Source organism: Rhodococcus sp. IEGM 1372 (assembly GCF_030056835.1).
GTDB lineage: Bacteria > Actinomycetota > Actinomycetes > Mycobacteriales > Mycobacteriaceae > Rhodococcoides.
In genome coordinates, this window is the sequence record NZ_JASHKS010000010.1 from 13628 (window position 1) to 33843 (window position 20216).

The 20216-nt window shown below is 64.2% G+C and carries 26 protein-coding genes; 10 read left to right on the plus strand and 16 right to left on the minus strand.

Translation table 11 applies throughout. The features are described from left to right. Positions 1-58: 58 nt before the first annotated feature. From QM590_RS11495 to QM590_RS11520, 6 genes are all read right to left on the minus strand, one after another. On the minus strand, positions 59-1093 hold the full coding sequence (locus tag QM590_RS11495; RefSeq protein ID WP_269595037.1) for a zinc-dependent alcohol dehydrogenase family protein: 1035 nt from the start codon (positions 1091-1093) through the stop codon (positions 59-61). Next, positions 1090-1839, minus strand: coding sequence for a bifunctional aminoglycoside phosphotransferase/ATP-binding protein (locus tag QM590_RS11500; protein WP_269595036.1), 750 nt, complete (start codon positions 1837-1839; stop codon positions 1090-1092). The genes QM590_RS11495 and QM590_RS11500 overlap by 4 nt, the downstream gene beginning before the upstream one ends. Beyond that, positions 1746-2561, minus strand: a complete 816-nt coding sequence (locus QM590_RS11505) for a hypothetical protein (RefSeq protein ID WP_269595035.1) — start codon at positions 2559-2561, stop codon at positions 1746-1748. Before QM590_RS11505 ends, QM590_RS11500 begins: the two co-directional genes overlap by 94 nt. A gap of 45 nt (positions 2562-2606) precedes the next feature. Beyond that, the gene (locus QM590_RS11510; protein WP_269595034.1) at positions 2607-3203 is read right to left on the minus strand and encodes an Rv1733c family protein; all 597 of its coding nucleotides are present in this window, start codon (positions 3201-3203) and stop codon (positions 2607-2609) included. Positions 3204-3321: 118 nt separating this feature from the next. Continuing rightward, positions 3322-4206 carry a universal stress protein gene (locus QM590_RS11515; RefSeq protein WP_269595033.1) on the minus strand — a complete coding sequence of 295 codons (885 nt, stop codon included), beginning with the start codon at positions 4204-4206 and terminating at the stop codon, positions 3322-3324. Continuing rightward, positions 4200-4505 (minus strand): three-helix bundle dimerization domain-containing protein, encoded by a 306-nt coding sequence (locus QM590_RS11520; RefSeq protein ID WP_269595032.1) that lies wholly within the window; start codon positions 4503-4505, stop codon positions 4200-4202. Before QM590_RS11520 ends, QM590_RS11515 begins: the two co-directional genes overlap by 7 nt. A gap of 196 nt (positions 4506-4701) precedes the next feature. Here QM590_RS11520 and QM590_RS11525 point away from each other — a divergent pair, with 196 nt between their 5' ends. Continuing rightward, positions 4702-6180, plus strand: a complete 1479-nt coding sequence (locus tag QM590_RS11525) for a DUF4389 domain-containing protein (RefSeq protein ID WP_269595031.1) — start codon at positions 4702-4704, stop codon at positions 6178-6180. Here QM590_RS11525 and QM590_RS11530 read toward each other — a convergent pair. Further along, positions 6106-6879: a sulfite exporter TauE/SafE family protein gene (locus QM590_RS11530; protein ID WP_269595030.1), complete on the minus strand. Its 774-nt coding sequence runs from the start codon at positions 6877-6879 to the stop codon at positions 6106-6108. The two genes, QM590_RS11525 and QM590_RS11530, sit on opposite strands and share 75 nt — an antisense overlap. 130 nt (positions 6880-7009) lie before the next feature. Here QM590_RS11530 and QM590_RS11535 point away from each other — a divergent pair, with 130 nt between their 5' ends. The 4 genes from QM590_RS11535 to QM590_RS11550 all read left to right on the plus strand — a co-directional run bounded on the left by QM590_RS11535 (position 7010) and on the right by QM590_RS11550 (position 9586). After that, entirely contained in the window at positions 7010-8389 is a 1380-nt protein-coding gene (locus QM590_RS11535; RefSeq protein WP_269595029.1) for an MBL fold metallo-hydrolase, read from the plus strand. A 29-nt stretch (positions 8390-8418) separates the two neighbouring features. Then, positions 8419-8592 (plus strand): DUF8730 family Cys-rich protein, encoded by a 174-nt coding sequence (locus QM590_RS11540; protein WP_188078790.1) that lies wholly within the window; start codon positions 8419-8421, stop codon positions 8590-8592. Between the two features lie 65 nt (positions 8593-8657). Beyond that, positions 8658-9089, plus strand: a complete 432-nt coding sequence (locus tag QM590_RS11545) for a hypothetical protein (RefSeq protein ID WP_269595028.1) — start codon at positions 8658-8660, stop codon at positions 9087-9089. After that, a complete protein-coding gene (locus tag QM590_RS11550; RefSeq protein WP_269595027.1) occupies positions 9086-9586 on the plus strand; it encodes a flavodoxin domain-containing protein in 501 nt (166 codons plus the stop codon). Before QM590_RS11545 ends, QM590_RS11550 begins: the two co-directional genes overlap by 4 nt. Here QM590_RS11550 and QM590_RS11555 read toward each other — a convergent pair. Beyond that, entirely contained in the window at positions 9561-10013 is a 453-nt protein-coding gene (locus QM590_RS11555) for a DUF1003 domain-containing protein (RefSeq protein ID WP_269595026.1), read from the minus strand. The genes QM590_RS11550 and QM590_RS11555 overlap by 26 nt on opposite strands. A 256-nt stretch (positions 10014-10269) precedes the next feature. Here QM590_RS11555 and adhP point away from each other — a divergent pair, with 256 nt between their 5' ends. The 3 genes from adhP (at position 10270) to QM590_RS11570 (ending at position 12898) form a co-directional block, all read left to right on the plus strand. Continuing rightward, the gene (gene adhP, locus QM590_RS11560; protein WP_269595025.1) at positions 10270-11280 is read left to right on the plus strand and encodes an alcohol dehydrogenase AdhP; all 1011 of its coding nucleotides are present in this window, start codon (positions 10270-10272) and stop codon (positions 11278-11280) included. A 115-nt stretch (positions 11281-11395) separates the two neighbouring features. Beyond that, positions 11396-12160 carry a GAF and ANTAR domain-containing protein gene (locus QM590_RS11565; RefSeq protein WP_269595024.1) on the plus strand — a complete coding sequence of 255 codons (765 nt, stop codon included), beginning with the start codon at positions 11396-11398 and terminating at the stop codon, positions 12158-12160. Positions 12161-12256: 96 nt separating this feature from the next. Next, positions 12257-12898, plus strand: coding sequence for a hypothetical protein (locus QM590_RS11570; protein WP_269595023.1), 642 nt, complete (start codon positions 12257-12259; stop codon positions 12896-12898). 22 nt (positions 12899-12920) lie between these two features. Here QM590_RS11570 and QM590_RS11575 read toward each other — a convergent pair whose 3' ends face one another. Genes QM590_RS11575 through QM590_RS11585 form a run of 3 tightly spaced genes read right to left on the minus strand, consistent with a single transcriptional unit; the run spans position 12921 to position 14354 of the window. Beyond that, positions 12921-13346: a VOC family protein gene (locus tag QM590_RS11575; RefSeq protein WP_269595022.1), complete on the minus strand. Its 426-nt coding sequence runs from the start codon at positions 13344-13346 to the stop codon at positions 12921-12923. A 10-nt stretch (positions 13347-13356) separates the two neighbouring features. Beyond that, a complete protein-coding gene (locus tag QM590_RS11580) occupies positions 13357-13800 on the minus strand; it encodes a universal stress protein (RefSeq protein ID WP_269595021.1) in 444 nt (147 codons plus the stop codon). Then, positions 13797-14354: a flavodoxin domain-containing protein gene (locus QM590_RS11585; protein WP_269595020.1), complete on the minus strand. Its 558-nt coding sequence runs from the start codon at positions 14352-14354 to the stop codon at positions 13797-13799. The genes QM590_RS11580 and QM590_RS11585 overlap by 4 nt, the downstream gene beginning before the upstream one ends. A gap of 520 nt (positions 14355-14874) precedes the next feature. Here QM590_RS11585 and QM590_RS11590 point away from each other — a divergent pair. Together QM590_RS11590 and QM590_RS11595 are read left to right on the plus strand one after the other, a co-directional pair. Further along, entirely contained in the window at positions 14875-15366 is a 492-nt protein-coding gene (locus QM590_RS11590; protein WP_269595019.1) for a DUF5994 family protein, read from the plus strand. Further along, entirely contained in the window at positions 15363-16259 is an 897-nt protein-coding gene (locus tag QM590_RS11595) for an alpha/beta fold hydrolase (RefSeq protein ID WP_269595018.1), read from the plus strand. The genes QM590_RS11590 and QM590_RS11595 overlap by 4 nt, the downstream gene beginning before the upstream one ends. On the opposite strand, the gene QM590_RS11600 is transcribed toward QM590_RS11595, so the two are convergent. The 5 genes from QM590_RS11600 to QM590_RS11620 all read right to left on the minus strand — a co-directional run bounded on the left by QM590_RS11600 (position 16256) and on the right by QM590_RS11620 (position 20068). Next, positions 16256-16894: a hypothetical protein gene (locus QM590_RS11600; RefSeq protein ID WP_269595017.1), complete on the minus strand. Its 639-nt coding sequence runs from the start codon at positions 16892-16894 to the stop codon at positions 16256-16258. The genes QM590_RS11595 and QM590_RS11600 overlap by 4 nt on opposite strands. A gap of 31 nt (positions 16895-16925) precedes the next feature. Then, on the minus strand, positions 16926-17765 hold the full coding sequence (locus QM590_RS11605; RefSeq protein ID WP_068055020.1) for an ABC transporter permease subunit: 840 nt from the start codon (positions 17763-17765) through the stop codon (positions 16926-16928). Then, positions 17762-18709, minus strand: coding sequence for an ABC transporter ATP-binding protein (locus tag QM590_RS11610; protein WP_269595016.1), 948 nt, complete (start codon positions 18707-18709; stop codon positions 17762-17764). The genes QM590_RS11605 and QM590_RS11610 overlap by 4 nt, the downstream gene beginning before the upstream one ends. 51 nt (positions 18710-18760) lie before the next feature. Then, positions 18761-19045: a DUF4342 domain-containing protein gene (locus tag QM590_RS11615; protein WP_269595015.1), complete on the minus strand. Its 285-nt coding sequence runs from the start codon at positions 19043-19045 to the stop codon at positions 18761-18763. A gap of 87 nt (positions 19046-19132) precedes the next feature. After that, positions 19133-20068 (minus strand): universal stress protein, encoded by a 936-nt coding sequence (locus tag QM590_RS11620; RefSeq protein ID WP_269595014.1) that lies wholly within the window; start codon positions 20066-20068, stop codon positions 19133-19135. Positions 20069-20216: the final 148 nt, after the last annotated feature.

A 20216-nucleotide genomic window follows, 5' to 3' on the forward strand; every position in this document is an offset into this window, starting at 1 on the left:
AAAGGCTCTCTTTTCGAGGACACTCGGCCCTTCTCGTGGTGATCGGCGTTGCCGACGTTCACATCACGATGACTGCGGCGCCCGCGAACCGGCCGTGCCGCAGATCGCGCAGGGCATCCGGTGCTCGCGAAAACGGGTACTCCGTGGTCTGCACCGTCAAGTCGATTCGACCGCAGATCTCGAGGAATGCCCGTGCATTCTCCCTGGTGTTCGCCTCGACACTGCGCAAACGTTTTTCGTGGAACAGGTGCCGCTGGTAATCCATGGCAGGGACATCGGTCATGTGGATACCGGCCAGGACGACGGTTCCGCCCGGCACGAGTGCCTCGAGCGCTGCGGGGACGATCTCACCGACCGGAGCGAACACGATCGCTGCATCCAGTTGCTGCGGCGGGGCGGCGTAGGTGTCCTGTGCCGAGTCGAGACCGAGGGACAGCGCGAACTCGCGCGCAACAGGATCCCTGGTCATCACATGCACCGTGGCACCGGCCGAGCGGGCGAGCTGCGCGACGATATGGGCGCTGCCGCCGAATCCGTAGAGGCCGAGTACGCCTTGTTCGGGGAGCTCGGCAAGCAGCAACGCTCGGTAACCGATGATTCCCGCGCACAACAGGGGCGCGAGTTCGGCATTGCGGTATCCGTCCGGCAGCGTGAGAGCGTAGTCAACGGGGACAACCGCCCACTGCGCGAAGCCTCCGTCGTGATCCCAACCGGTGTAACGGGATTCGGCGCACAGATTCTCCTTTCCAGCGGTGCAGAACGAGCAGGTCCCACACGTGTGCCGAAGCCACGGAACCCCAACTCGATCTCCGATGCGAAAGGCAGTGCCGCACTCCTCGCCGAGGGCGGCAACGACCCCGACTATCTCGTGCCCGGGGACGACGTGAGGTTCGTGTACCGGAAGATCGCCCTCGACGACGTGTAGATCCGTCCGGCACACCCCGCAGGCCTGCACCGCGATCAACAATTCTCCCGATGTGGGGACGGGACGAGGTTCGTCACACAGATGCAGCGGAGAGTCGTCGACGGAGCCAGGAACGCTGGTGCGCCAGAGCTTTCCGCGTTCTTCCGTACCGGGGATCGAAGAGTTCACGAAGTGGCCACCGCGGCAAGTGAGTCGGCAATCGTCCCGGAGGTGTCGATCACGGTTGCACTCGGCCAGGGGCGTCGGGCACCGGCCATGGCGTCGTACACGGCCTGCGACGCGTCCGAAGCGCCGCGTGGGCGGGTCGCAATACGTTCGAGGGCAACATGTTCGGGCGTTCGGCATTCGAGCTCGACAAGATCGCTGTGGGTGCCGGCGGCCAGTTCGAGCGCGTGCTCGCGCGACTTCTCGTCGTTCCACGAGGCGTCGATGACGACCGAACGGCCCATCCCTACCTGCTCGCGCGCTCGGTGCATCAATTCGGCATAGGTGGATGCTGCCTTCTCGGGGGTGTACAGCCCGCATCCGACTGCCGACGGATGCGGAGACCGTGGATCGAGTCCCGCGCTCTCCTTGCGCACCACATCGCTCGACAGCACCACCGCCCCGGTGCGTTCCGCGAGTGCGGCGGCCACCGTGCTCTTGCCGGTGCCGGGCAGGCCTCCCACCAACGTGATGGTGATGGCCGACGACGCCAGGTGGTCCAGCGCGAGTCGCATGTGGGCGAGCGCGTCGGTCTGCGAGGCCGGATGACCCTGATGAAAGCGAAGGCAGGCGACCTTCGCGCGAACCGTTGCGCGGTAGGCGATGTAGTGATCGATCAGAGAGCAGGGAGGATTGTCCTCGGTCGCCTCGAGATACGACGCCACGAAGCGGCGAGCCGCGTCGGGGCGTCCTTGGAATTCGAGATCCATGCCAAGCAGGCGACGTCGTCGATTCCGTCGAGGAAGCGCAGTCGGTCGTCGAAATCGAGACAGTCCAGTATTCGTGGGCCGTCCGGTAGGCAGAAGATGTCGTCCGAGAGAAGGTCCCCGTGCCCGTCGACTATGCGGCCCCGCGAGATCCGATGGTCGAAGAGGGCCGCACGACCGGCGACGTAGCGAAGAGATCGATCCTCGAGCTCGTCGACGAGTGCGGTGTCGATGACGCCGACCGCGAGTGTGCGCAGCTCGCGAATGTTGTTGCGCCACCGCTCGTCCAGAGCGCTCTGTCGCCCCTCGTCGTCGATGCGGGTACTTCGAGGACTGTTCCGATGGGCAACCGCGACAGTCTGCGCGACGAGGTCGACGACGGTGCCGATATCGTCGCCTGCCGCGGCGCGGGTGGACAACCGGGTGGAATCGGGGAGGCGTCGCATCTTCAGCAGTGGTTCGGCGGGCCCGCCGCCCGGATCGGTGAGCTCGGCGATACCGATATATACATCGGGCGCAAATCGGGAATTCAGTACGAACTCGCGGTCGCATGCGGTCCATCGGGAATCGACGGTACGGAAGTCGAGGAAGTCCGTCTCGATCGGCTTCTTCATCTTGTAGGCGACATCACCGAGTAGAAACACGTAGGCGCTGTGCGTTTCGTGGACCTCTGCGGTGCCGACGACCGCCGGGCCTGTTCGGTCGCAATCAACTACTGCAGGCATTGTGCATCCTTCGATGGTTTATGGCAAAGAACAAGATCGACGGCACTACCGCGAAGGATGGTCGCGGTCCTGTAGAAAGTGTTGCCAGTCCCTGTCCCACTGCCGCATTCGTGAACGTTCGCCGGCCCTGGTGGTGAGATAGACGAGACCACCGACGACGACTGCACCGAGGAACCACACGAACACGGCCGTGGCAGTTCCGTTGACGACGGCACCGGCGGCGGTCTCGGGAGCGCGTACGCGGTTTCCGTCCGCGTCGCGCCAGATCGGAGTCGTCTCACCGATCTGCACAGCGGACGGCACCTGGGCCGATCCCGACCGGATGGAGCCGTCCGGCGCGCTCCACTGCACAGTCGCGGTACCGCTGGCGGGCACGGCACCGTCCGTCTCGGACCTCTCGGTCCTGACGGAGTCGATCACTCGGGCATCGACTCGAACGTATTCTGCGCGTTGCTGTTGCGCCCGCAACGACAGGTCGCTGTACGTCACCGAACCGATCGTCGCTGCCACAGGAACCAGCAGTAGAAGCACCGCGATCCCGACGGCGAAAGCCGCTCGTTCGATCCTGTCCGGCAGCCGCATCAGTGGATTGGAGATCCACGGACTGTGTCGCCACCAGCGGTGCGCGAGTTCCGAGATCATGACCGTCACCTACTCCCACCCGAAGTGCATTCGTCTCCTACGAGTCTCCGGCGTCGAGCAGTGGATCCGGAAGGGCACAAGGTCCCGATGAGCGGGGGGCTGTCGGCAGTTCGAGGACTCAACGCACCACGAGAATCGGGCAGCCCGATGCATGCACCAGCGACTGGCCGACCGACCCGGTGAACGGACCAGTCCATGGCCCGTGCCCGCGGCTGCCGACCACGAGGAGGTGTGCGGTGGCCGATGCGAGTCGAAGCTCGTGCTCCGCGGACGCGTCGAGCAGATGCAGATGCACGTCGACTGTGGGATGCATGGACTTGGCAGCGTCGAGGCGTCCACCCAGCCATTCGAGTGCTCGGATCTGTTCCAGCTCGGCATCGTTCGCGACAGGCCGACGGTGGGGCGATCCGACGTGCAGCGCGGTGAGTGGCACCTCGAGTGCATCGGCGAACCAGAAGGCCGCCTCGATCGCTCGGGTGCAGGAGTCGGAGTGATCGACGCCGACGACAACCGGAGAGGTCGGCGTGAGATCCGCGTGCTGGGGACGCCACACCAGGACCGGACACGTCGATTCTTCGACGATGCGAGTTGCGTTGCGGCCGAACAGGACATCTCGGATCGGGCCCGATTCACGACCTCCGATGACGATCAGATCAGCAGTGTGCGAGAGCGCGCCGAGAACGGAGGCGATGGGATCGTCCGTCAGAATCGAATCGATTGCGATGCGGGGATCGAGACCGAAGAGTTCACGGCGAGCCGATCGAAGAAGGCGTCGACCGTGCAGTCGCTCCAACGACCGGGCCGATTCGCGGGAGGTGAGTGCGTGCACCAGCCGAATGCGCGCGCCGGTGACAGAGGCCAGGCCCGCGGCCCAGGTCAGGGCGTCGCGGGACTTCACGGTGCCGTCGAGCGCGACGACGATGTCACCCCAGCCGGTCTTCGCCCAGAAGCCGGGAGCGACCGGGTTGTCCGTGGGTTGGTGTCGCGGCTCTGCGCTCACCATGACCGGCCTGCCATGGGCGGCAGGGTGCGGCGTATCTCCGCCGAGACGGTCTTCAGGTCGTCGTCGATTGCTCGTTCCGCGTGCAGGCGCTCGAGTTCGACACGGGCACGATTGGACGTCAGTGGGAACAGGTGGCCGTGGACGCGCGCGGTCGCGTACAGGCGGTCGTAGGTGGTGCGGACTGCGTCGTCGACGACTGCGCGCGTCAGATCGGGGAACCTCGCGGCGAGCATCGCGGCGATCGACGTCAATTCGTCGTTCAGCAATTGGGTGGTCGGTGGTGCGTCGGTGATGGTCATGAAGATCGGCTACCTCGCGCTCATGGAGATGGAGTGCTCCTCCCCTGAGCGTTCCCGCCGCGGCTTGTGCGATGTAGGGCCTTTTGTCGACGAGCTCGTTACCGAAGGCCCCTCTGTCCTGTGATGCCGCCTCGTAGCGTTGTCCACGCTGCCCGATGCCACCACCACACGAGCTGTACCGACCGAAGGGCCCGTCATGGGAACGAACAGAGTTTTCGCACTCGTCATCGGATGTGTGGTCTCACTCGTCGCATTCGCTGTGCTCGGCGTCGGTGTACTTCTGTTCTTCGGTTACGTCGCGCAGGACGACGAGGGGCGAATCAGTTTGCCGACCGCACCGTTGACGACGGCCTCGAGCGCACTCGTGTCCGAGGATGTCTCCCTTGTCGATGCGATCGACCCGCAGGTGTCGGACAGAATTTCGGTCTCGGTCCGAGTCACCTCGTCCGACCCCGCGCGCGAGGTGCTGATCGGGATCGCGCCCACCGAAGATGTTCGTGACTACCTGCGCGGTGTGGCGCACACCGTGGTGACCGATGTCGAGTTCTCTCCCTTTCGGGCTGGATACGACAACGTCGCTGGAAGTGACACCGCTGCTTCGCCGCTGGATCAGCCGTGGTGGTCCGCCCGCGCAAGTAGCACGGGGACAACAGAACTGGAGTGGAAGCCGCAGGGCGGCTCGTGGACGATGGTCGTCATGAACGCCGACGGGAGCGCCGGCGTCGACGTGGACGTGAGGGCAGGCGTTCGAGTGCAGTCACTCGGACCGGTGGCTGCTTCCGTGCTCGCAGCGTCGGCGATCCTTTTGGTGCTCGGTGTCGGGGCGATCGTCTTCGGTGCGTCCGGGCTCGGCAGGCGGGCGGCTTCCGAGACCGCGGCGGTATCGAAGCCGCTCGACGAACCGGACGCCCTGCTCAGCGCTACCGAACAGTCTCGATATCCGGTGGTGCTCACAGGCACACGCCCGGAGTCACTGTCCCGGGGGCTGTGGCTCGTGAAATGGATTCTGGCAGTGCCGCACTACATCGTGTTGGTCTTTCTCCTGGCAGGCTTCTTCGTCACGACCTTCGTCGCGGGGTTGGCGATCCTGTTCACCGGGAAGTACCCGCGTGGTTTGTTCGACTTCAATGTGGGAGTTCTCCGCTGGGTGTGGCGCGTGCAGTTCTACTCGTACTCGGCGTTGGGGACCGACCGCTTCCCGCCGTTCACGCTGCACCGCACGGACCATCCCGCCGACCTCGTGGTGGACTACCCCGAAAAGCTATCGCGCGGAAAAGTTTTGGTGAAGTGGTGGCTACTGGCGATCCCGCATTACCTGGTGCTCTCCCTGCTGGCGGGAGGCTGGTACGCGGGCTTCCGCATAGCGGGCAACGGCGGGGACGCAGGGGCTACGGGCCAGCCGTACATCTTCGGATCCGTTCTCGGCGTGCTCGTCCTCATCGCCGGTTTCTCGCTTCTGTTCGCCGGGCGCTATCCGCGAGGCCTGTTCGACCTGGTGCTCGGCATCAACCGGTGGGTGTTTCGCGTCGCGGCCTATGCGGCTCTGATGACTGACGAGTACCCGCCGTTCCGGCTCGATCAGGGGCCGGGCGAGGTCGAATCAGCTCAGAAAGACCGCGTCGACGACGACGTATCCGGCCACGGCGAACACGAGGTAGGCGAACAAACGTTGTAGCCGTGCGGTATCGACTCGACTTCCGAAGTGCGCGGCCACGAGGGAGCCGACGATCGCGGTGCCTGCGAAGGCGAGGGTGATCGACCAGTCGATGGTCGTACCACTCAGGTGCGAGAACAGACCCGCGACGGAGTTCGCGACGATGATGACCAGCGAGGTTCCGACAGCGACCGACATCTCTATGCCGAGCATCAGCACCAGTACCGGAATGATCAGGAAGCCGCCTCCGACGCCGAACAGCCCGGTCATGAATCCGACGGCAAGGCCGGCCGGAATCGAACGTGGTGCGCAGCGTCTCCAGTTGATGCCCGATGTCGATGTCTTGCAGGCTGTTCCGATATCTCCCCGCTCGGCGAGCATCCGCGCTCCTGCGGCAATCATCACGGCGGCGAAGCCGAGCAGCAGGACCCTGTCCGGAAGCAACCGGCCGAGTGCACTGCCGGCGAACGTCGCGGGAATGCCGGTCGCAGCGAACACGGCCGCCAGCCGCCATTCGACTCGGTGGGCCCGCAGCTTCGGTATCACTCCTACTGCGGAGGCGGTACCGACGACGATCAGCGAGACAGGGATCGCTTCCTCCACGCTGAGGCCGAGGGCGAACACCAACACCGGGACCGCAAGAATCGATCCGCCTCCACCGAGTAGGCCGAGCAGAATTCCGATCACCGCACCGAATCCGAGCGCCAGCGCCAACGTCATCGTGTGTTCACTCCCATGGTTGCTGTTCTCTTTATACCCCAAGGGGGTACTTGACATACCCTAGGGGGTATTGCACACTGTGTCTACCGCCCCGCGAAATTCGCCCGGAGACAGCCAGATGGAGGAAATCATGATCCTCGAGCAGTACTACCTCGAATGCCTTTCCCACGCTTCGTATCTGATCGGTGACGAGAGCACCGGACGCGCGATCGTCGTCGATCCTCGTCGCGACATCGCTGAATACCTGGACGATGCGGCGAAATACGGCCTCACGATCGAGGGCGTCGTCAACACCCACTTTCACGCAGACTTCGTCTCGGGTCACCTCGAATTGGTCGACGCGACCGGCGCGTGGATCGGCTTCGGTGAATCGGCCGAGACCGACTACCCTATTCGGAGACTGCGCAACGGGGAACGTCTGTCCCTCGGCGAGGTCGAACTCGAGATCTTGTCCACTCCGGGTCATACCTGGGAGTCGATCTCGGTCTTGGTTCGCGAGCATCCCGGGGCCACCCCTACCGCCGTGCTCACCGGAGACTCCCTGTTCATCGGCGATGTCGGGCGACCCGATCTCGTCAATCTCGGGGACGGGTCCACCACCGACCTTGCCAGAGCGATGTATCGGACGGTGCACAACACACTGCTGACGCTGCCCGACGAGGTCGTCGTCATGCCCGCCCACGGAGCCGGCTCGTCCTGTGGCAAGAACCTGTCCACCGAGTTGACCTCCACCATCGGCGAGCAGCGAGCGACCAATCCGTCGGTGCAGCCGATGACCGAGGATGCTTTCGTTGCGCTGGTCACCGAAGGTCAACCAGCGGCGCCGTCGTACTTCTCCGCCGACGCCGCGATGAACAAGCAGGTGCACCCGCTGCTGTCACCGAGCCGCACTATTCCTGCGCTGACACCGGAGGAGGTCCGAGACGAGCTTTCCGCCGGCACCCGAGTGCTCGACGCGCGGAGTGTGGACGACTTCGCGGCCGGCCATCTTCGGGGATCGGTCAACGTGGGTTTCGACGGTCGCTTCGCCGAGACCGGCGGCATGGTCGCGGAGATCGGCGGACGCATCGTTCTCATCGCGTACCCGGGGGACGAGCAGGAAGCCGCGCTGCGGTTGGCCAGAATCGGCTCGGACAACGCGATCGGCTACCTGGTGGTGGACCGAGACGGAACCTTTCCTGCGGAGCTGACCGAACTGGTCGAGACCGCTCCACGCACCACGGTCGAGCAACTCGACGCCATGCTCGCAGCGGACGAAGTGACACTGGTGGACATCCGCAATCCGGGTGAACGTGACCTCGGCACGATCCCGGGAGCGACACCGATACCCCTGGCGCAGCTGCGAACTCGACTCGAGCACGTTCCGACGGGTAAGCCGATCGTGGTGCACTGTGCAGGCGGCTGGCGTTCGAGTGTGGCCGCATCCTTGCTCCGTGCACAGGGATTCGAGGACGTCTCGGATCTGCTGGGTGGCTACAACGCCTGGGCCGACGCCCACGTTCCGGCCTGACATTTCACCGAATCGTAGAGGAGAGAATCATGTGTTATCCCGTCACCTGCAACACCTGCAACAAGACCGGCTGGGGTGGTTGCGGCAACCATGTCGACGACGTCATGGCCACGGTGTCCGTGGCCGACCGCTGCACCTGCGGTGAGGCATCAGCGTCACCCGTCTCGGAGCGTCCGAGCATGCGGTCGTTGTTCGGTCGCTGAATCACCCTGGGCAGCGGGGACCTTGTGCCCTAGTACATGCGGTGCGCTGCGGCCAAGCTGGACCGATGATATCGACAACGCGGGTGGCCACCGAACGCACTCGACGCTGGCCGTGGCTCGGCGCAGTCTGCGGAGGTGCATCGATCAACGCGTTCGGTGCCGCGATCGGATTGGTCTCGGGTGCAATCGATCCGAGTCCTGACGTGCAGGGGACGTTGCCAGTCACGCTCACAGCGCTCTCACTGGTGTTGGTCGTCGGCATACCGATGGGGTTTGCTGCGGCGTCTGCCTTCGCAGGCGGCGGACGGTCGGGCCCGATGGCTCACATCGCCGGCGTGCTCCTCGTGGTCTGGATCGTCGCTCAAGCGGTCCTGACCGGTGAGACGAGTTGGTTGCTGGGATCGTTCGGTGTGTTGGGGCTCGTCATCGCTCTCCGCGGTTGGCGGATGACGGTTGCCGCGGGCAAGTCCGCGTATCTGTTGTCGGACGACGCATGAGGTTGCTGATCTGTACCGCGGGTCGGCATGGAGCGACCCACAGTCTGGGCCAGGAAATGGGCCGAGTCTTCGAGCACGAGGGCGTCGACGTCGATGTACGGGCACCGGAATCGGTGACCCGCGTGGACGGCTACGACGCGGTGATCATCGGCAGCGCCGTCTACTCCGATCGCTGGGTTCCCGCCGCGAAGGCTCTGGTCGACAGGGTGTCCAGGTCCGACCATCCACCCGTCTGGCTGTTCTCCTGTGGACCACTGCACTCGAGCGACCGGCCGGTCAACGTCACCTCCGACGCGGCCCACGCAGTGGCGGTGTTGCATGCCATCGCGCACCGAACATTTCCCGGAAGGCTTGATCCCGAGAAACTTTCGGTGGGGGAGCGTCAGATCTTCGAAAACTCCGGAGCAGTCGCAGGAGACTTCCGCGACTGGGTGCTCGTATGCAATTGGGCCCGAGAGATACTCGCCTGTCTCACGGCTGGGACACCGGGCTCGTGACCTTCTGAGATCTGCCTGTACCGAGACGCTGAGCGGACGGGCAGACGTGCTCGTGAATCTCGGCTGCCAACTGCGCCACCGATTCGGTCAAGACCGTATTGGCCTCGATCATGTCCTGAAGCAGGGCGGTGTTCGAAAGTGTATGTACGGCAACCTCACTGCTCACCGAGTCCGCGCGTTTCGCGGAGATCAGCAGAATCGCTCCCTGTAGTCCCGCGATCATCGACAGGAACAGGTTGAGCAGAATGAACGGGTACGGGTCGAATCCGTCGCTCTGGTTGTACATTGCCCACAGCGCCATGGTGCCCAGGAACAGGAACACGAACGGCCATGAGCCCATTCCGTTTCGGACGTAATCCGCCGCTCGCTCACCGGTGGTCAGTGCATCACCGGTTCGGACCCCGGGGTGTCTTCGCCACAGGTTCATTGCTCGCAGGTGTTCGATCGGGAGTGTGCAGCAGTATCCATGCTGCCGAGTGTGGCCGAGGTCGTCGACCAGTGCCAGGGACGAAAGCCCCTGCTCCTCGGGCCTTTCTGCTCCCGACCTGTCGGTTCGGGATACGTCCCGAACCTGCGGTGACTTCCGGCCCTACATGCCGAGTGTCGCAGCGCCGACCATCGACGGTGTGCATTGCTCGATGGTCGAGAACGGCATTGGTTTCGATAGTTGGAGGAAATCCACGATGAAAGCTGCTGTTGTCACCGAGTTCGGCGGACCCTTGGTCGTCAAAGACATCCCTGTTCCGACACCCGCACCCGAGCAGGTGCTGGTGAAGATGGAGACATGCGGGGTCTGTCATACCGATATCCATGCTGCGCAGGGGGATTGGCCGGCCAAGCCGACCCTGCCGTTCGTTCCCGGGCACGAAGGCGTCGGAGTGATCGAAGCAGTCGGATCACAGGTGTCGAAGGATCGAATCGGCGAGCGGGTCGCCATCGCGTGGCTCGGTTCGGCCTGCGGCGAATGCGATCATTGCGTATCGGGCTGGGAGACCCTGTGCGAGAGGCAGCAGAACAGTGGCTACTCGATCGACGGGGCATACGCCGAATACGCTGTGGCCCATGCGAAATATGTCGTCCGCGTTCCCGACGGCATCTCCTCGTTCGATGCCGCTCCGCTGACCTGCGCCGGCGTCACCACGTACAAGGCAGTCAAGGTCGGTGGCGTCACACCGGCACAGCGCGTGGCCATCTTCGGCGTCGGCGGACTAGGTCACATGGCAGTGCAGTACGCCAAGATCGCCGGAGGATTCGTCACCGCCGTGGACATCGAGGACGAGAAGCTCGAACTCGCTCGTGAACTCGGCGCAGACCACACCGTCAACTCGGCGACGACCGATCCGGTGGCGGCCATCCAAGATCTCGGCGGAGCCGACGTCGCCATCGTGCTGGCCGTCATCCCCAGCGTGTTCGATCAGGCATTCCGGTCCCTGCGACGCGGCGGACGGCTGGTGTGCGTGTCGATGCCCGCGCACGGTGTGTTCCCGGTTCCGATCTTCGAGACGGTGGTCGGCGGTATCTCCGTCCTCGGTTCGATCGTCGGCACCCGAAAGGACCTGCGTGAGGTGTTCGCATTGCACGAGGCCGGGCGCACCACGGTATCTGCCGTCTCGCGCAAACTCGACGAAGTGAACGAGTGCTTCGACGACCTCATGGGTGGCCGCGTCACCGCTCGTCAGGTGTTCGAGTTCTGAGCGCGCATGGCCCCGATCTCGGGTCGATGTTCCCGTAATGTCCGAAACGCCGTAGGGTTCGGAAGGGCAGACACGTGCTCGATCAGCATGTGTGCTCACTACGAATCGAGCAGCGATGCACGCGGAGAACCCCGCCCCGGAGCAACCCGTCACCGACGAGTTCGACGACGATTTCGCCGCCGCCCTGGCCGGGCTCGGTCGGTTGGCGATGAGCACGATGTCGCTACCGGAAACCCTCTCGCACGTCGCGGAATTCGCGGTGCGTGCCATCCCGGGTGCCGATGGAGCGGGATTGACGTTGCTGCATCCCAACCTTCCCGCCACGATCGTGGCGAGCGAGGATTTCGTTCGTGTGGTCGACGACATCCAGTACGGACTGGGCCAGGGCCCGTGCATCACCGCAGCGAAGAAGGGCATCACCGTCCGGTCGGGTTCGCTCGACGCCGATCCGCAGTGGCCCGAGTTCGGACCTCGAGTGGGCCGGCTGGGTGTGCACAGCGTGTTGTCGCTCCCGTTGATCACCAAGTCGGTGGTACTCGGTGCGATGAATGTCTACGCGCACAAGCCGAATGCCTTCGACGATCGAGCGGCCGAACTGGGTGAGTTGTTCGCCGTGCCCGCGGCGATTTCGGCTCAGAATGCCCGTGCGTTGGACAGTGCAGTGCAGCTGACCAAGCAACTGGAAAAGGCATTGGGCAGTAGAGCCGTGATCGATCAGGCCATCGGCATACTGATCAGTAGAACCGGATGCAGTGATGCCGAGGGATACGACAAGCTTCGAGACATCAGTCAGACCGAGCACAAGAAGATCGCTGTAGTGGCCCAATCCATGGTCGCCGAGGCGATGAAGGTGGCACGCGCGCGTCGCCGACGCACATAGACCGGACAAAAGCGCGTAGCGTCGACTATGCGGGTGCACTCGAGGCATGGACTCCGACTTTGGCCTCGCGCCTGCACCGGACGATGGAGATCCATCGTGGCAGGATTCACGGAAGAATCGAACAGGCGGTCGGGCCGCACGGGATTCTCGATGAAATTGCAGCCTCGTCTGCTCGCCGATCTGGCGCGATTGACCACAGCACTCGACAGCTCCACCGTCGACCTGGCACAACTGGTGGACCGACTGTCCGCGGATATCGACGCGGCCGTATCGGCCGTGGTCTCGATAACCCTCACCGTGATCGTCGACGGTGAGTACTTCGAGGTGTCGGCATCGACGGGGAACAGTGCCGACCACGAGCCGGCATCATCGCTCAGGCTCACCCTCACCGACCCGCTGAGCATCGGCACCGAGAAGTATCTGCTCATTCTGTCCGGCACCGCAGGCGCTCTCGTGGACTTCGCCGCCGATGTGAGTTTCACACTCGGACTCGGCGGCGACTCCGCAGTTCTCGATCGACACCTGCGCGGTGCGGGCGAAGAGGGGTCAGCCCACGCGCTCGCTTCGGTGAGCGAAGTGAATCAGGCGATCGGAGTGCTCATCGCCGGCGGGCGCAGCGCGGCGGAAGGCCGTGCCGAACTGCACCGATTGGCAGCGCAATCCGGGACGCCCACAGCCGAAGTGGCTCGAAGAACCCTGCGTGACGCACGCGGATGGTTTCCGCCGCAGGGTTCCTGACCCACAGTGTCACCGCCGGGATTCAGCGGAAACGATGCTCGATGACGCTGCGAGGCAACTGCAATGGGCTCGGGTAGGCCACGAGAACCCTGTTGCCGTCCGGATCGCACCCGTCGACGAAACTGACTCCGTCGGCTGTGTGGGCGTACGTGGACGGGTAGTGCTTGCGGAGCCGAGCCCCGATCTCGTTGAGTGACTCGGCGCGTTGAGCCGACCACATGATCTCGCTGACTCCCAGAGCTGTCACCGGTCGCGGCAAAGACTGAGGGTCGGCGTGCAGATAGATCTGAAAGCCGTTTCGCGCCAGCAACAGTGCGGCGTCCGCTTCTCGGAGGGAGACGGTGAACTCGAACACCGAGCAGTAGAAGTCGATGGACCGCTCGAGTTCCCGAACCCTGATCAGCGCCGATGCCACGGCCACCGTCGCAATGTGCGACGGTGTGGGCACGGCGGCCCCGCTAGTGATGGTCCCTCGCATGAACCACGAGCACTGGGCAATGTGCATGCTCTGCGCACTGCGAGCTGACGGATCCGAGGAGCAGTCCGACGAATCCGCCGTGCCCTCGGCTGCCGACGACGAGCATCTCCGCCTCGTGGCTGGCGTCGAGCAGGACCTTTGCCGCAGAACCCTGTCTCACAACTTGTTTCAGGCCTGCGGGGAGGTCGGTGCCGAACGCAGCAGCCGTAGCCTCGGCGAGAATCGTCTCGGCATTCTTCGCGGGCTCGACCTCGACGACATAACCGGTGTCCATGTACGGCTGGTACTGCCAGACATCGACTGCCTCCACCGTGGTCGACAAGGCGGTGGCCAATTGCTGCGCGCGTTGCAGGGCGAGGATCGACGAAGGTGATCCGTCGACTCCCACCACGATGGGGCGGCAGGTCGGCTCGGTGTCGGTCATGAGGATGGGCCTTTCTCGGGTGATGAATCTCTGTCGACGGCGGAGGTGGAGGGTGAAAGCCGCTTTGTGAGGACACCGATGATGTCTCCGGCCCACTCGTCGACCTCGGCGCGTGATCTGTCGTCTCCGTCGCCGGCGTTGATCATTCGGACCACCGCGCGCTCGAACAACGACAATGTCGATCGATCGAGCTTGCCGCCGAACACCTTGTGTTCGATTGCCCAGGACGCCTCGCTCCACTTCGACTTCGCAGTGGGCGGTGTCCCGCTACCTATGGGCCCGCTGGAGAACAGCCACACCGGCCTGGTCTCGAGTTCGGATTGCTCACGGGCGACGAGCGACCGGGCATCACCGAGCCAGCGGCCCATGTAGACGCCGCTTCCGAGTACGACGGCGTCGTACTCGGCGATGCTGTCCACCTCGGCCGCGTCGCGGACATCGACCGTGGCTGTGGTAGCGGTGTCGGCCAGCCTCGCGGTCAGCGACGAGCCCAACCACTGTCCGAGCTCGCGGGTGGAACCGTGACGGCTTGCCGTTGCGATCAGGATGCGCATGATGCCTTCTGCCTTCTTTCTCGAGGTACGGCGTTCGGTCAGCAATGGAGTTGTGCTGTCAGAAGATTCACGGACTTGCGGTACTGAGCGAAGTCGATATCGCCACGCGCGTACCGAGCGGCGAACAACTCCTCCAACGTGTTGGGACCGGTAACGGCGCGCGCTCTTGACCAGGCGGGAGTGCGAACCCCGGACCGCAGCACTGCGAGCAAACAGAGTGCTGCGACAGCGAAAGCGAATGTGAGGGAGAGTGTCATGCCGGTCGGTCCTGTCGGTGGTTGCTCGTGAGGATCACTGACGACGACTCTGCCGCGCGGGAGCGCCTGGAAACAGGGACTTAGGACCCTCACCGGTCGCCGAAGGTGTTCGCGGTGAGCGGCCGAATGGATCTGCACCACCCGGTATTCCGTCGTCCGTCGCCGGTCCCTGCCCATTGGGTACTTCGTACCCTTCCGGGCCGGGTCGACGCATCGCTAGCGTGCAAGTGGACAGCGGAACACCCCACAGAGAAGAGCCTGTCATGAGGAACAATGCATCCCATTACGATCGGGTCGGTCGCTCCTTGCCGTCCGACAGTGATCGGCGTCTGACCCTGACTCCACCGAACGAGAATGACTGGGAAACAGGTGAAGTCGACGGTGCGTGGCTGTCGTACAGTGACGACCTCGACTACGAAGCACCCGATCTCGTCGCTGCCCTGTCGCGGCGGCTCGGTCCGATCGATCGAGTGCTCTATCGCCTCGACGAGTGGCAGAAGGCACCCCGGCGCGTCACCGTAGGCGCACGGAGAATTCACCTGGACGGCTACCGGTTTCAGCCACACCACACACTCGGTGTTCGCACTCGCGACGGCGACAGTGTGACGCTGCTCGTGGTACCGCCGTTGATGAGTGGGCTTGCGGCGCAGGTAGTACTACACGGTGCCGGTCAGCGCGGAAACACAGAGACGGTGCAACAGTTGCTCGGATTGACGTTGACCGACGCATCCGGCAGCAGCACCGAAGACAAATGACAGTTCTGGTCCCGACCGAGGACGGCCGCAGCCTCGAAGTACTCGATACAGGGCCGGTCGACGCGCTTCCACTCGTCTATCACCACGGCACCCCGCAGGGTGCAGTACCGTTCCCGACGCTCGAACGGGCAGCTGCTGCACAGGGATTGCGGGTCGTCTCCTACTCGAGGCCGGGGTACGGAGCGTCCACTCCGCGTCCGGACGGTGCCACCACGGCCCAGGTTGCCGACGACGCCACCGACACGGCAACGGTGCTCGACCACCTCGGCATCGGCGAATTTCTGACGATCGGCTGGTCAGGTGGGGGACCGCGTGCATTGGCCTGTGCAGCAATACTGCCCGGGCGGTGCCTCGCGGCCGCCTGCTGTGTCGGGATCGCACCCGCCGCCGACTACGACGGCGACATCCGCGACGGAATGGCCGAGGAGAATATCGACGAGTACACGGCCGTGTTCGCCGGCGTCGAAGCCTTGGAGTCGTTTCTCGATATCCGAAAAGGGTTCTTCGGTGTCACCCCGGACCAGGTAGCGGCAGGATTGGGAGCGTTGGCTCCACCGGTCGACCGCGCCGCGCTGACCGAGGGACTCACCGAGTACCTCGCCGCATCGGTCAACGCGGCCGGACGTCAAGGCATCGTGGGCTGGCGTGACGACGACCTGACCCACACGCGCCCATGGGGATTCGACCTGAGCGAGATCAGCACACCGGTGTCGATATGGCAGGGCAGTCTTGACACGATGGTTCCGTTCGCCCACGCTCGTTGGTTGGCGGCCAACGTCGCAGGAGCGCAGGCCCACCTGATCGAAGGAGAGGGACATATCTCCCTGATGAGCCGGGTCAACGACATTCTGGACGATCTCCGCCGACTGGGCGGGGTGTTCCCGAAAGGTTAGGCGTGTTGCGCCGTCGCAGCATGCGCGGCGATGGTGCGCAGCATCTTTCTGCTCATGACGAATCCGATGGGCTCGACGAAGTAGCGTCCGAAGACCAAGCGGCTCTTCAATGTTGCAGCGTGCGAATACCGTCCCCGCTCGATCAGTCGAGTTCTTCCACCGGGCAGGGCGCGCAGATGAAACGACCAGAGCGCCCGGTCGGCCGAGTCGGGGTCTGCACCGAGCAGCACGAAGGCGGTGCCGTCGTCGACCAGTGTCACTGTCAGAGGTGGTGATTGGGGATGCAGGAGCACGGAGTCGCCGACCTCGAGAGTCTGGAATCGAGGGTCGATTTCCGTCGCCGACGTGATGTTGCAGCCGACCATGTTCTCCAGTCCGCGGTAGCTGTAGAAGCCGGCCCGCTGCTGTCCGAGCTGAATCAACCAAGGCCACACGAGATCAGGCGTCGTGTCGACATCGATTGCATGGGTGTACGTCCACGCCGGGTGTGGCACGCTCTCGTCACCGGGCAATGTTTCATTCACCTCGGCCGGCGTCGCGCCCCACGTCGTGCGCCACTTGCGCAGAGGAATCGAGGCCAGGACATGGAACGCGATGAGGCCTGCGCCACCGGCAGACTCGGCCAGTTCGTTCATGGTGACTTGTCCCCCTGTTGTGAGATCGATGTCAGGCATCGCGTCGGCGAAGGAGATATGCCGCGAGGGCGAGCAGCAGGACCGTCCACAGCGCTGCGACTCCGAAACCCTGCCAGGGAGTGAGCAAGTCGGAGGGAGCTTGCCGGGGTGAGGCGATCAGACTGCCGGCCTGCGAGGGCAGGTACGCCTGGATGTGCCGTCCCACGGTGCCGGGAATCAGTTGGGTGAGCGGTGCCAGTACGAGAACGAACCCGATCATGCCCGTGATAGCTCCCGCGGTGTGTCGGACGATGGCACCGACGGCGACCGCCATGGCGCCGAGCAGCGAAAGGTACAGGCCGGCACCGATCACCGCTCGCAGCACGCCGGGATCGCTCAGCGACACAGATGCTTTGGAGTCCATGATGGCCGAACCGAGGAAGAATGTGGGGAATGCCGTGATCTCGCCGATGACGAACACGACGGCCATGAACACACCGGTTTTGGCCGCCAACATCGGTATTCGTGAGGGCACCGCCAGCAGACTGGCCCTGATCGTGCCGCTCGAGTATTCGCTCGTGACCACCAGGACGCCGAGTACGCAGACCGCCAACTGGCCGAGCTGGAACCCTGCCCCCAGGATCTGGCGTGCCGGGTCTGTGACGATCTGAAGCTGGGAAACCGGATCGACGTTGTCCCAGTAGGCGACGGTGAACCAGGTGAAGAATCCGGTGAAGCCGATGGTGACGATCACCAGTGCGGCCAGGGACCAGATCGTCGAGCGCAGTGAGATCAGCTTCGTCCACTCCGATGTCACCAGTCCGAGGACATCGTCGCGATGATGTTCTCGCTCGGGGGGCTTGGTTGCGGTGCGCGGTGCGGTGATACTCATGATGTCGCCTGTCCGCGAGAGTGAGTGACGAGGGGGCGGTCGTGTTCGACGTCGTCGAGGTGGGTGAGTGTCATGAACGCTTCTTCCAGCGATGCCTCCTGCGGGGTCAGCTGGTAGATCGCGATGTTCTGCTGTTGGGCGAGCTCCCCGACCCGGTGTGCCGAGAGATCGTGGACGGTGAGTCCGTCGTGGCCGAGTACGTCGGTGGTACCTCCGGCCGCTGCGATCGATGCGGCGAGACTCGTCGAATCGGAGGACGAGACCAGCACCGACGCTCGACTGCTGCGAGCTATCAGCTCTGCGGGAGTGCATTCGGCGATCAGCTTGCCGTGATCGATGACCACGAGGTGGTCTGCGGTCTGCGCCATCTCGCCCATCAGATGGCTGGAGACGAAGACGGTTCGTCCCTCTCCCGCCAGGTTCTTCATGAGGTTGCGCATCCAGTAGATGCCGTCCGGGTCCAACCCGTTGATCGGTTCGTCCAGAATGAGCACCGCCGGGTCGCCCAGCAGGGCTGCAGCGATTCCGAGTCGCTTCCGCATGCCGAGCGAGAACGATCCGGTACGTTCGCCGCTGACGCCGCGAAGCCCGACCAGCTCCAGAACATAGATGATTCGGGACGTTGGAATGCGTTGCGTACGAGCCAGATACAGCAGATGCTTGTAGGCCGATCGCCCTGGGTGGACGGCCTCGGAGTCCAGTAGGGTTCCAACGGTGAGCAGCGGCTTGTTCAACTGGGCGTACTCGACGCCGCCGATCAGTGCAGTGCCGGCGTAGGGACGATCCAATCCGACGATCAACCGCATCGTGGTGGACTTACCGGACCCGTTCGGTCCGAGAAATCCTGTGACAGTGCCGGGTTCGACAACGAACGACAAGTCGTCGATGACGAGCTTGTCGCCGTAGCTCTTGCTCAGCGCGCGTACTTCGATCGGATAAGGCATGGTGTTCGTTCCCCTGTGGCGGCGAGTCGTTCGGAGTGAGCAGACGTGCGCTCAGGCGGCGGGACGGTGTTCGTCGATGCGGTGGACCTCGATGGTGCAGTCGTCCAGCACTGCGGCGATCGCAGCGACTGCGACGAGGACGGGTGCGACGATCGCGACCGCGACACCTGCAGTCACGGGTATCTCGATGATGGTGTGCCCCTGATCGTTCTTCACCACGATTCGCCGAATATTGCCGTCGTGCAGCAACTTCTTGACCGTCTCGGTCAACTTCTCACCGCGAACCTGGAGTGTGTCGGTGGTCGGGGTGGATGGGGTGCTGTCGGATTCGCTCATGGCTACAGCCTGCAGTCCCGGGCTTCGCTCGCGTAGGGCATTTGTACCCTCGTTCGTGGGCGAACGACAGTCCGCGCGCGGGCAGGATCACTCGGGATCTGCCAGTGCCACTGCGGTTGCGGTGATCCGCGCGAGGCGGCGGCCGGGCGACGGAACGACGGTGACCGGGCAGTGCGCACGCGCCAGCACCGACCGGCTGGTCGAGCCCAGCATCATCTCGCCGTAGCCGCCGCGCCCGTGACTGCCGATCACCAGAAGTTGTGTGCCCTGTGCATGATCGAGTAGAGCCTGCACCGGCCGGTCCTTGACCACCACGGTGCGCACCGCCACCGTGGGATGACGACGTGTGTGCGGCTCGAGCATCCGGGTCAGTTGATCCGCCGCTGCGGGCCGATTGGCCGGCCATTCCAATCCTCGAATCGGAAGTCCGACCGTCAGATCCGCGTCGGACCAGCTGTGCACTGCCGTGAGCGGAGCCGACCGCACGGAGGCCTCCTCGAATGCCAGCGCCACCGCCGCCGCGCTCGCTCTCGTTCCGTCCACCCCGACGACCACCGGATGCGTCGTGTCCAGGCCGTCGCCCGACCAGCCACGGACCACCGTGACCGGGCATCGAGCATGGGTGGTGACGGCGAAACCGATCGACCCGAGTGATCGTTGCTCGGCCCCGCCGAGACCGCGGGTGGCGATGACGACCATGCGGGCGGTGGTCGAGAGGTCGAGCAACGTGGCAACGGCGGGGTTCTCGGACGAGACGGTGTCGATGCCGATCGGACCGGCCGTCGCGCTCACGCGGGACGCCAGCGCCCTGGCCTCGTCCAGAATTGTTCTGATTTCCGATCTCGATTGCTCGACAACGGGTTCGGGGAGTATCCCCACCCCCGTCAGCGCCTTCGGAAGTGGCATCGCCGAGACGAGAACCAGATCGGAGCTGTGTAGGTGTGCGTCGAGAACTGCCCAGCGCACTGCATCCAACGCTGCAGCTGATCCGTCGACTCCGACGACGGTCGGTAGTGAACCCATCGTGCGACCTCCTCGGTCGTGGTGTCGGAACATCCATCAGACGCCTCGCACAGTCTCGGGCGCGGCAGGACAACAACACCGACACGAAGGACTTTGGTCCATTGATTCGGTGACGAAAGGTCGGGCCGGCCGTACCTGCGACCCGTAG

What these genes read in the sequence shown, in the direction of transcription:
- QM590_RS11500 (WP_269595036.1), bottom strand. Translation starts at nt 1,839, where the DNA reads ATGGATCTCGAATTCCAAGGACGCCCCGACGCGGCTCGCCGCTTCGTG.
- QM590_RS11505 (WP_269595035.1), bottom strand. Translation starts at nt 2,561, where the DNA reads ATGCCTGCAGTAGTTGATTGCGACCGAACAGGCCCGGCGGTCGTCGGC.
- QM590_RS11510 (WP_269595034.1), bottom strand. Translation starts at nt 3,203, where the DNA reads ATGATCTCGGAACTCGCGCACCGCTGGTGGCGACACAGTCCGTGGATC.
- QM590_RS11515 (WP_269595033.1), bottom strand. Translation starts at nt 4,206, where the DNA reads ATGGTGAGCGCAGAGCCGCGACACCAACCCACGGACAACCCGGTCGCT.
- QM590_RS11520 (WP_269595032.1), bottom strand. Translation starts at nt 4,505, where the DNA reads ATGACCATCACCGACGCACCACCGACCACCCAATTGCTGAACGACGAA.
- QM590_RS11525 (WP_269595031.1), top strand. Translation starts at nt 4,702, where the DNA reads ATGGGAACGAACAGAGTTTTCGCACTCGTCATCGGATGTGTGGTCTCA.
- QM590_RS11530 (WP_269595030.1), bottom strand. Translation starts at nt 6,879, where the DNA reads ATGACGTTGGCGCTGGCGCTCGGATTCGGTGCGGTGATCGGAATTCTG.
- QM590_RS11535 (WP_269595029.1), top strand. Translation starts at nt 7,010, where the DNA reads ATGATCCTCGAGCAGTACTACCTCGAATGCCTTTCCCACGCTTCGTAT.
- QM590_RS11540 (WP_188078790.1), top strand. Translation starts at nt 8,419, where the DNA reads ATGTGTTATCCCGTCACCTGCAACACCTGCAACAAGACCGGCTGGGGT.
- QM590_RS11545 (WP_269595028.1), top strand. Translation starts at nt 8,658, where the DNA reads ATGATATCGACAACGCGGGTGGCCACCGAACGCACTCGACGCTGGCCG.
- QM590_RS11550 (WP_269595027.1), top strand. Translation starts at nt 9,086, where the DNA reads ATGAGGTTGCTGATCTGTACCGCGGGTCGGCATGGAGCGACCCACAGT.
- QM590_RS11555 (WP_269595026.1), bottom strand. Translation starts at nt 10,013, where the DNA reads ATGAACCTGTGGCGAAGACACCCCGGGGTCCGAACCGGTGATGCACTG.
- adhP (WP_269595025.1), top strand. Translation starts at nt 10,270, where the DNA reads ATGAAAGCTGCTGTTGTCACCGAGTTCGGCGGACCCTTGGTCGTCAAA.
- QM590_RS11565 (WP_269595024.1), top strand. Translation starts at nt 11,396, where the DNA reads ATGCACGCGGAGAACCCCGCCCCGGAGCAACCCGTCACCGACGAGTTC.
- QM590_RS11580 (WP_269595021.1), bottom strand. Translation starts at nt 13,800, where the DNA reads ATGACCGACACCGAGCCGACCTGCCGCCCCATCGTGGTGGGAGTCGAC.
- QM590_RS11585 (WP_269595020.1), bottom strand. Translation starts at nt 14,354, where the DNA reads ATGCGCATCCTGATCGCAACGGCAAGCCGTCACGGTTCCACCCGCGAG.
- QM590_RS11590 (WP_269595019.1), top strand. Translation starts at nt 14,875, where the DNA reads ATGAGGAACAATGCATCCCATTACGATCGGGTCGGTCGCTCCTTGCCG.
- QM590_RS11595 (WP_269595018.1), top strand. Translation starts at nt 15,363, where the DNA reads ATGACAGTTCTGGTCCCGACCGAGGACGGCCGCAGCCTCGAAGTACTC.
- QM590_RS11600 (WP_269595017.1), bottom strand. Translation starts at nt 16,894, where the DNA reads ATGAACGAACTGGCCGAGTCTGCCGGTGGCGCAGGCCTCATCGCGTTC.
- QM590_RS11605 (WP_068055020.1), bottom strand. Translation starts at nt 17,765, where the DNA reads ATGAGTATCACCGCACCGCGCACCGCAACCAAGCCCCCCGAGCGAGAA.
- QM590_RS11610 (WP_269595016.1), bottom strand. Translation starts at nt 18,709, where the DNA reads ATGCCTTATCCGATCGAAGTACGCGCGCTGAGCAAGAGCTACGGCGAC.
- QM590_RS11615 (WP_269595015.1), bottom strand. Translation starts at nt 19,045, where the DNA reads ATGAGCGAATCCGACAGCACCCCATCCACCCCGACCACCGACACACTC.
- QM590_RS11620 (WP_269595014.1), bottom strand. Translation starts at nt 20,068, where the DNA reads ATGGGTTCACTACCGACCGTCGTCGGAGTCGACGGATCAGCTGCAGCG.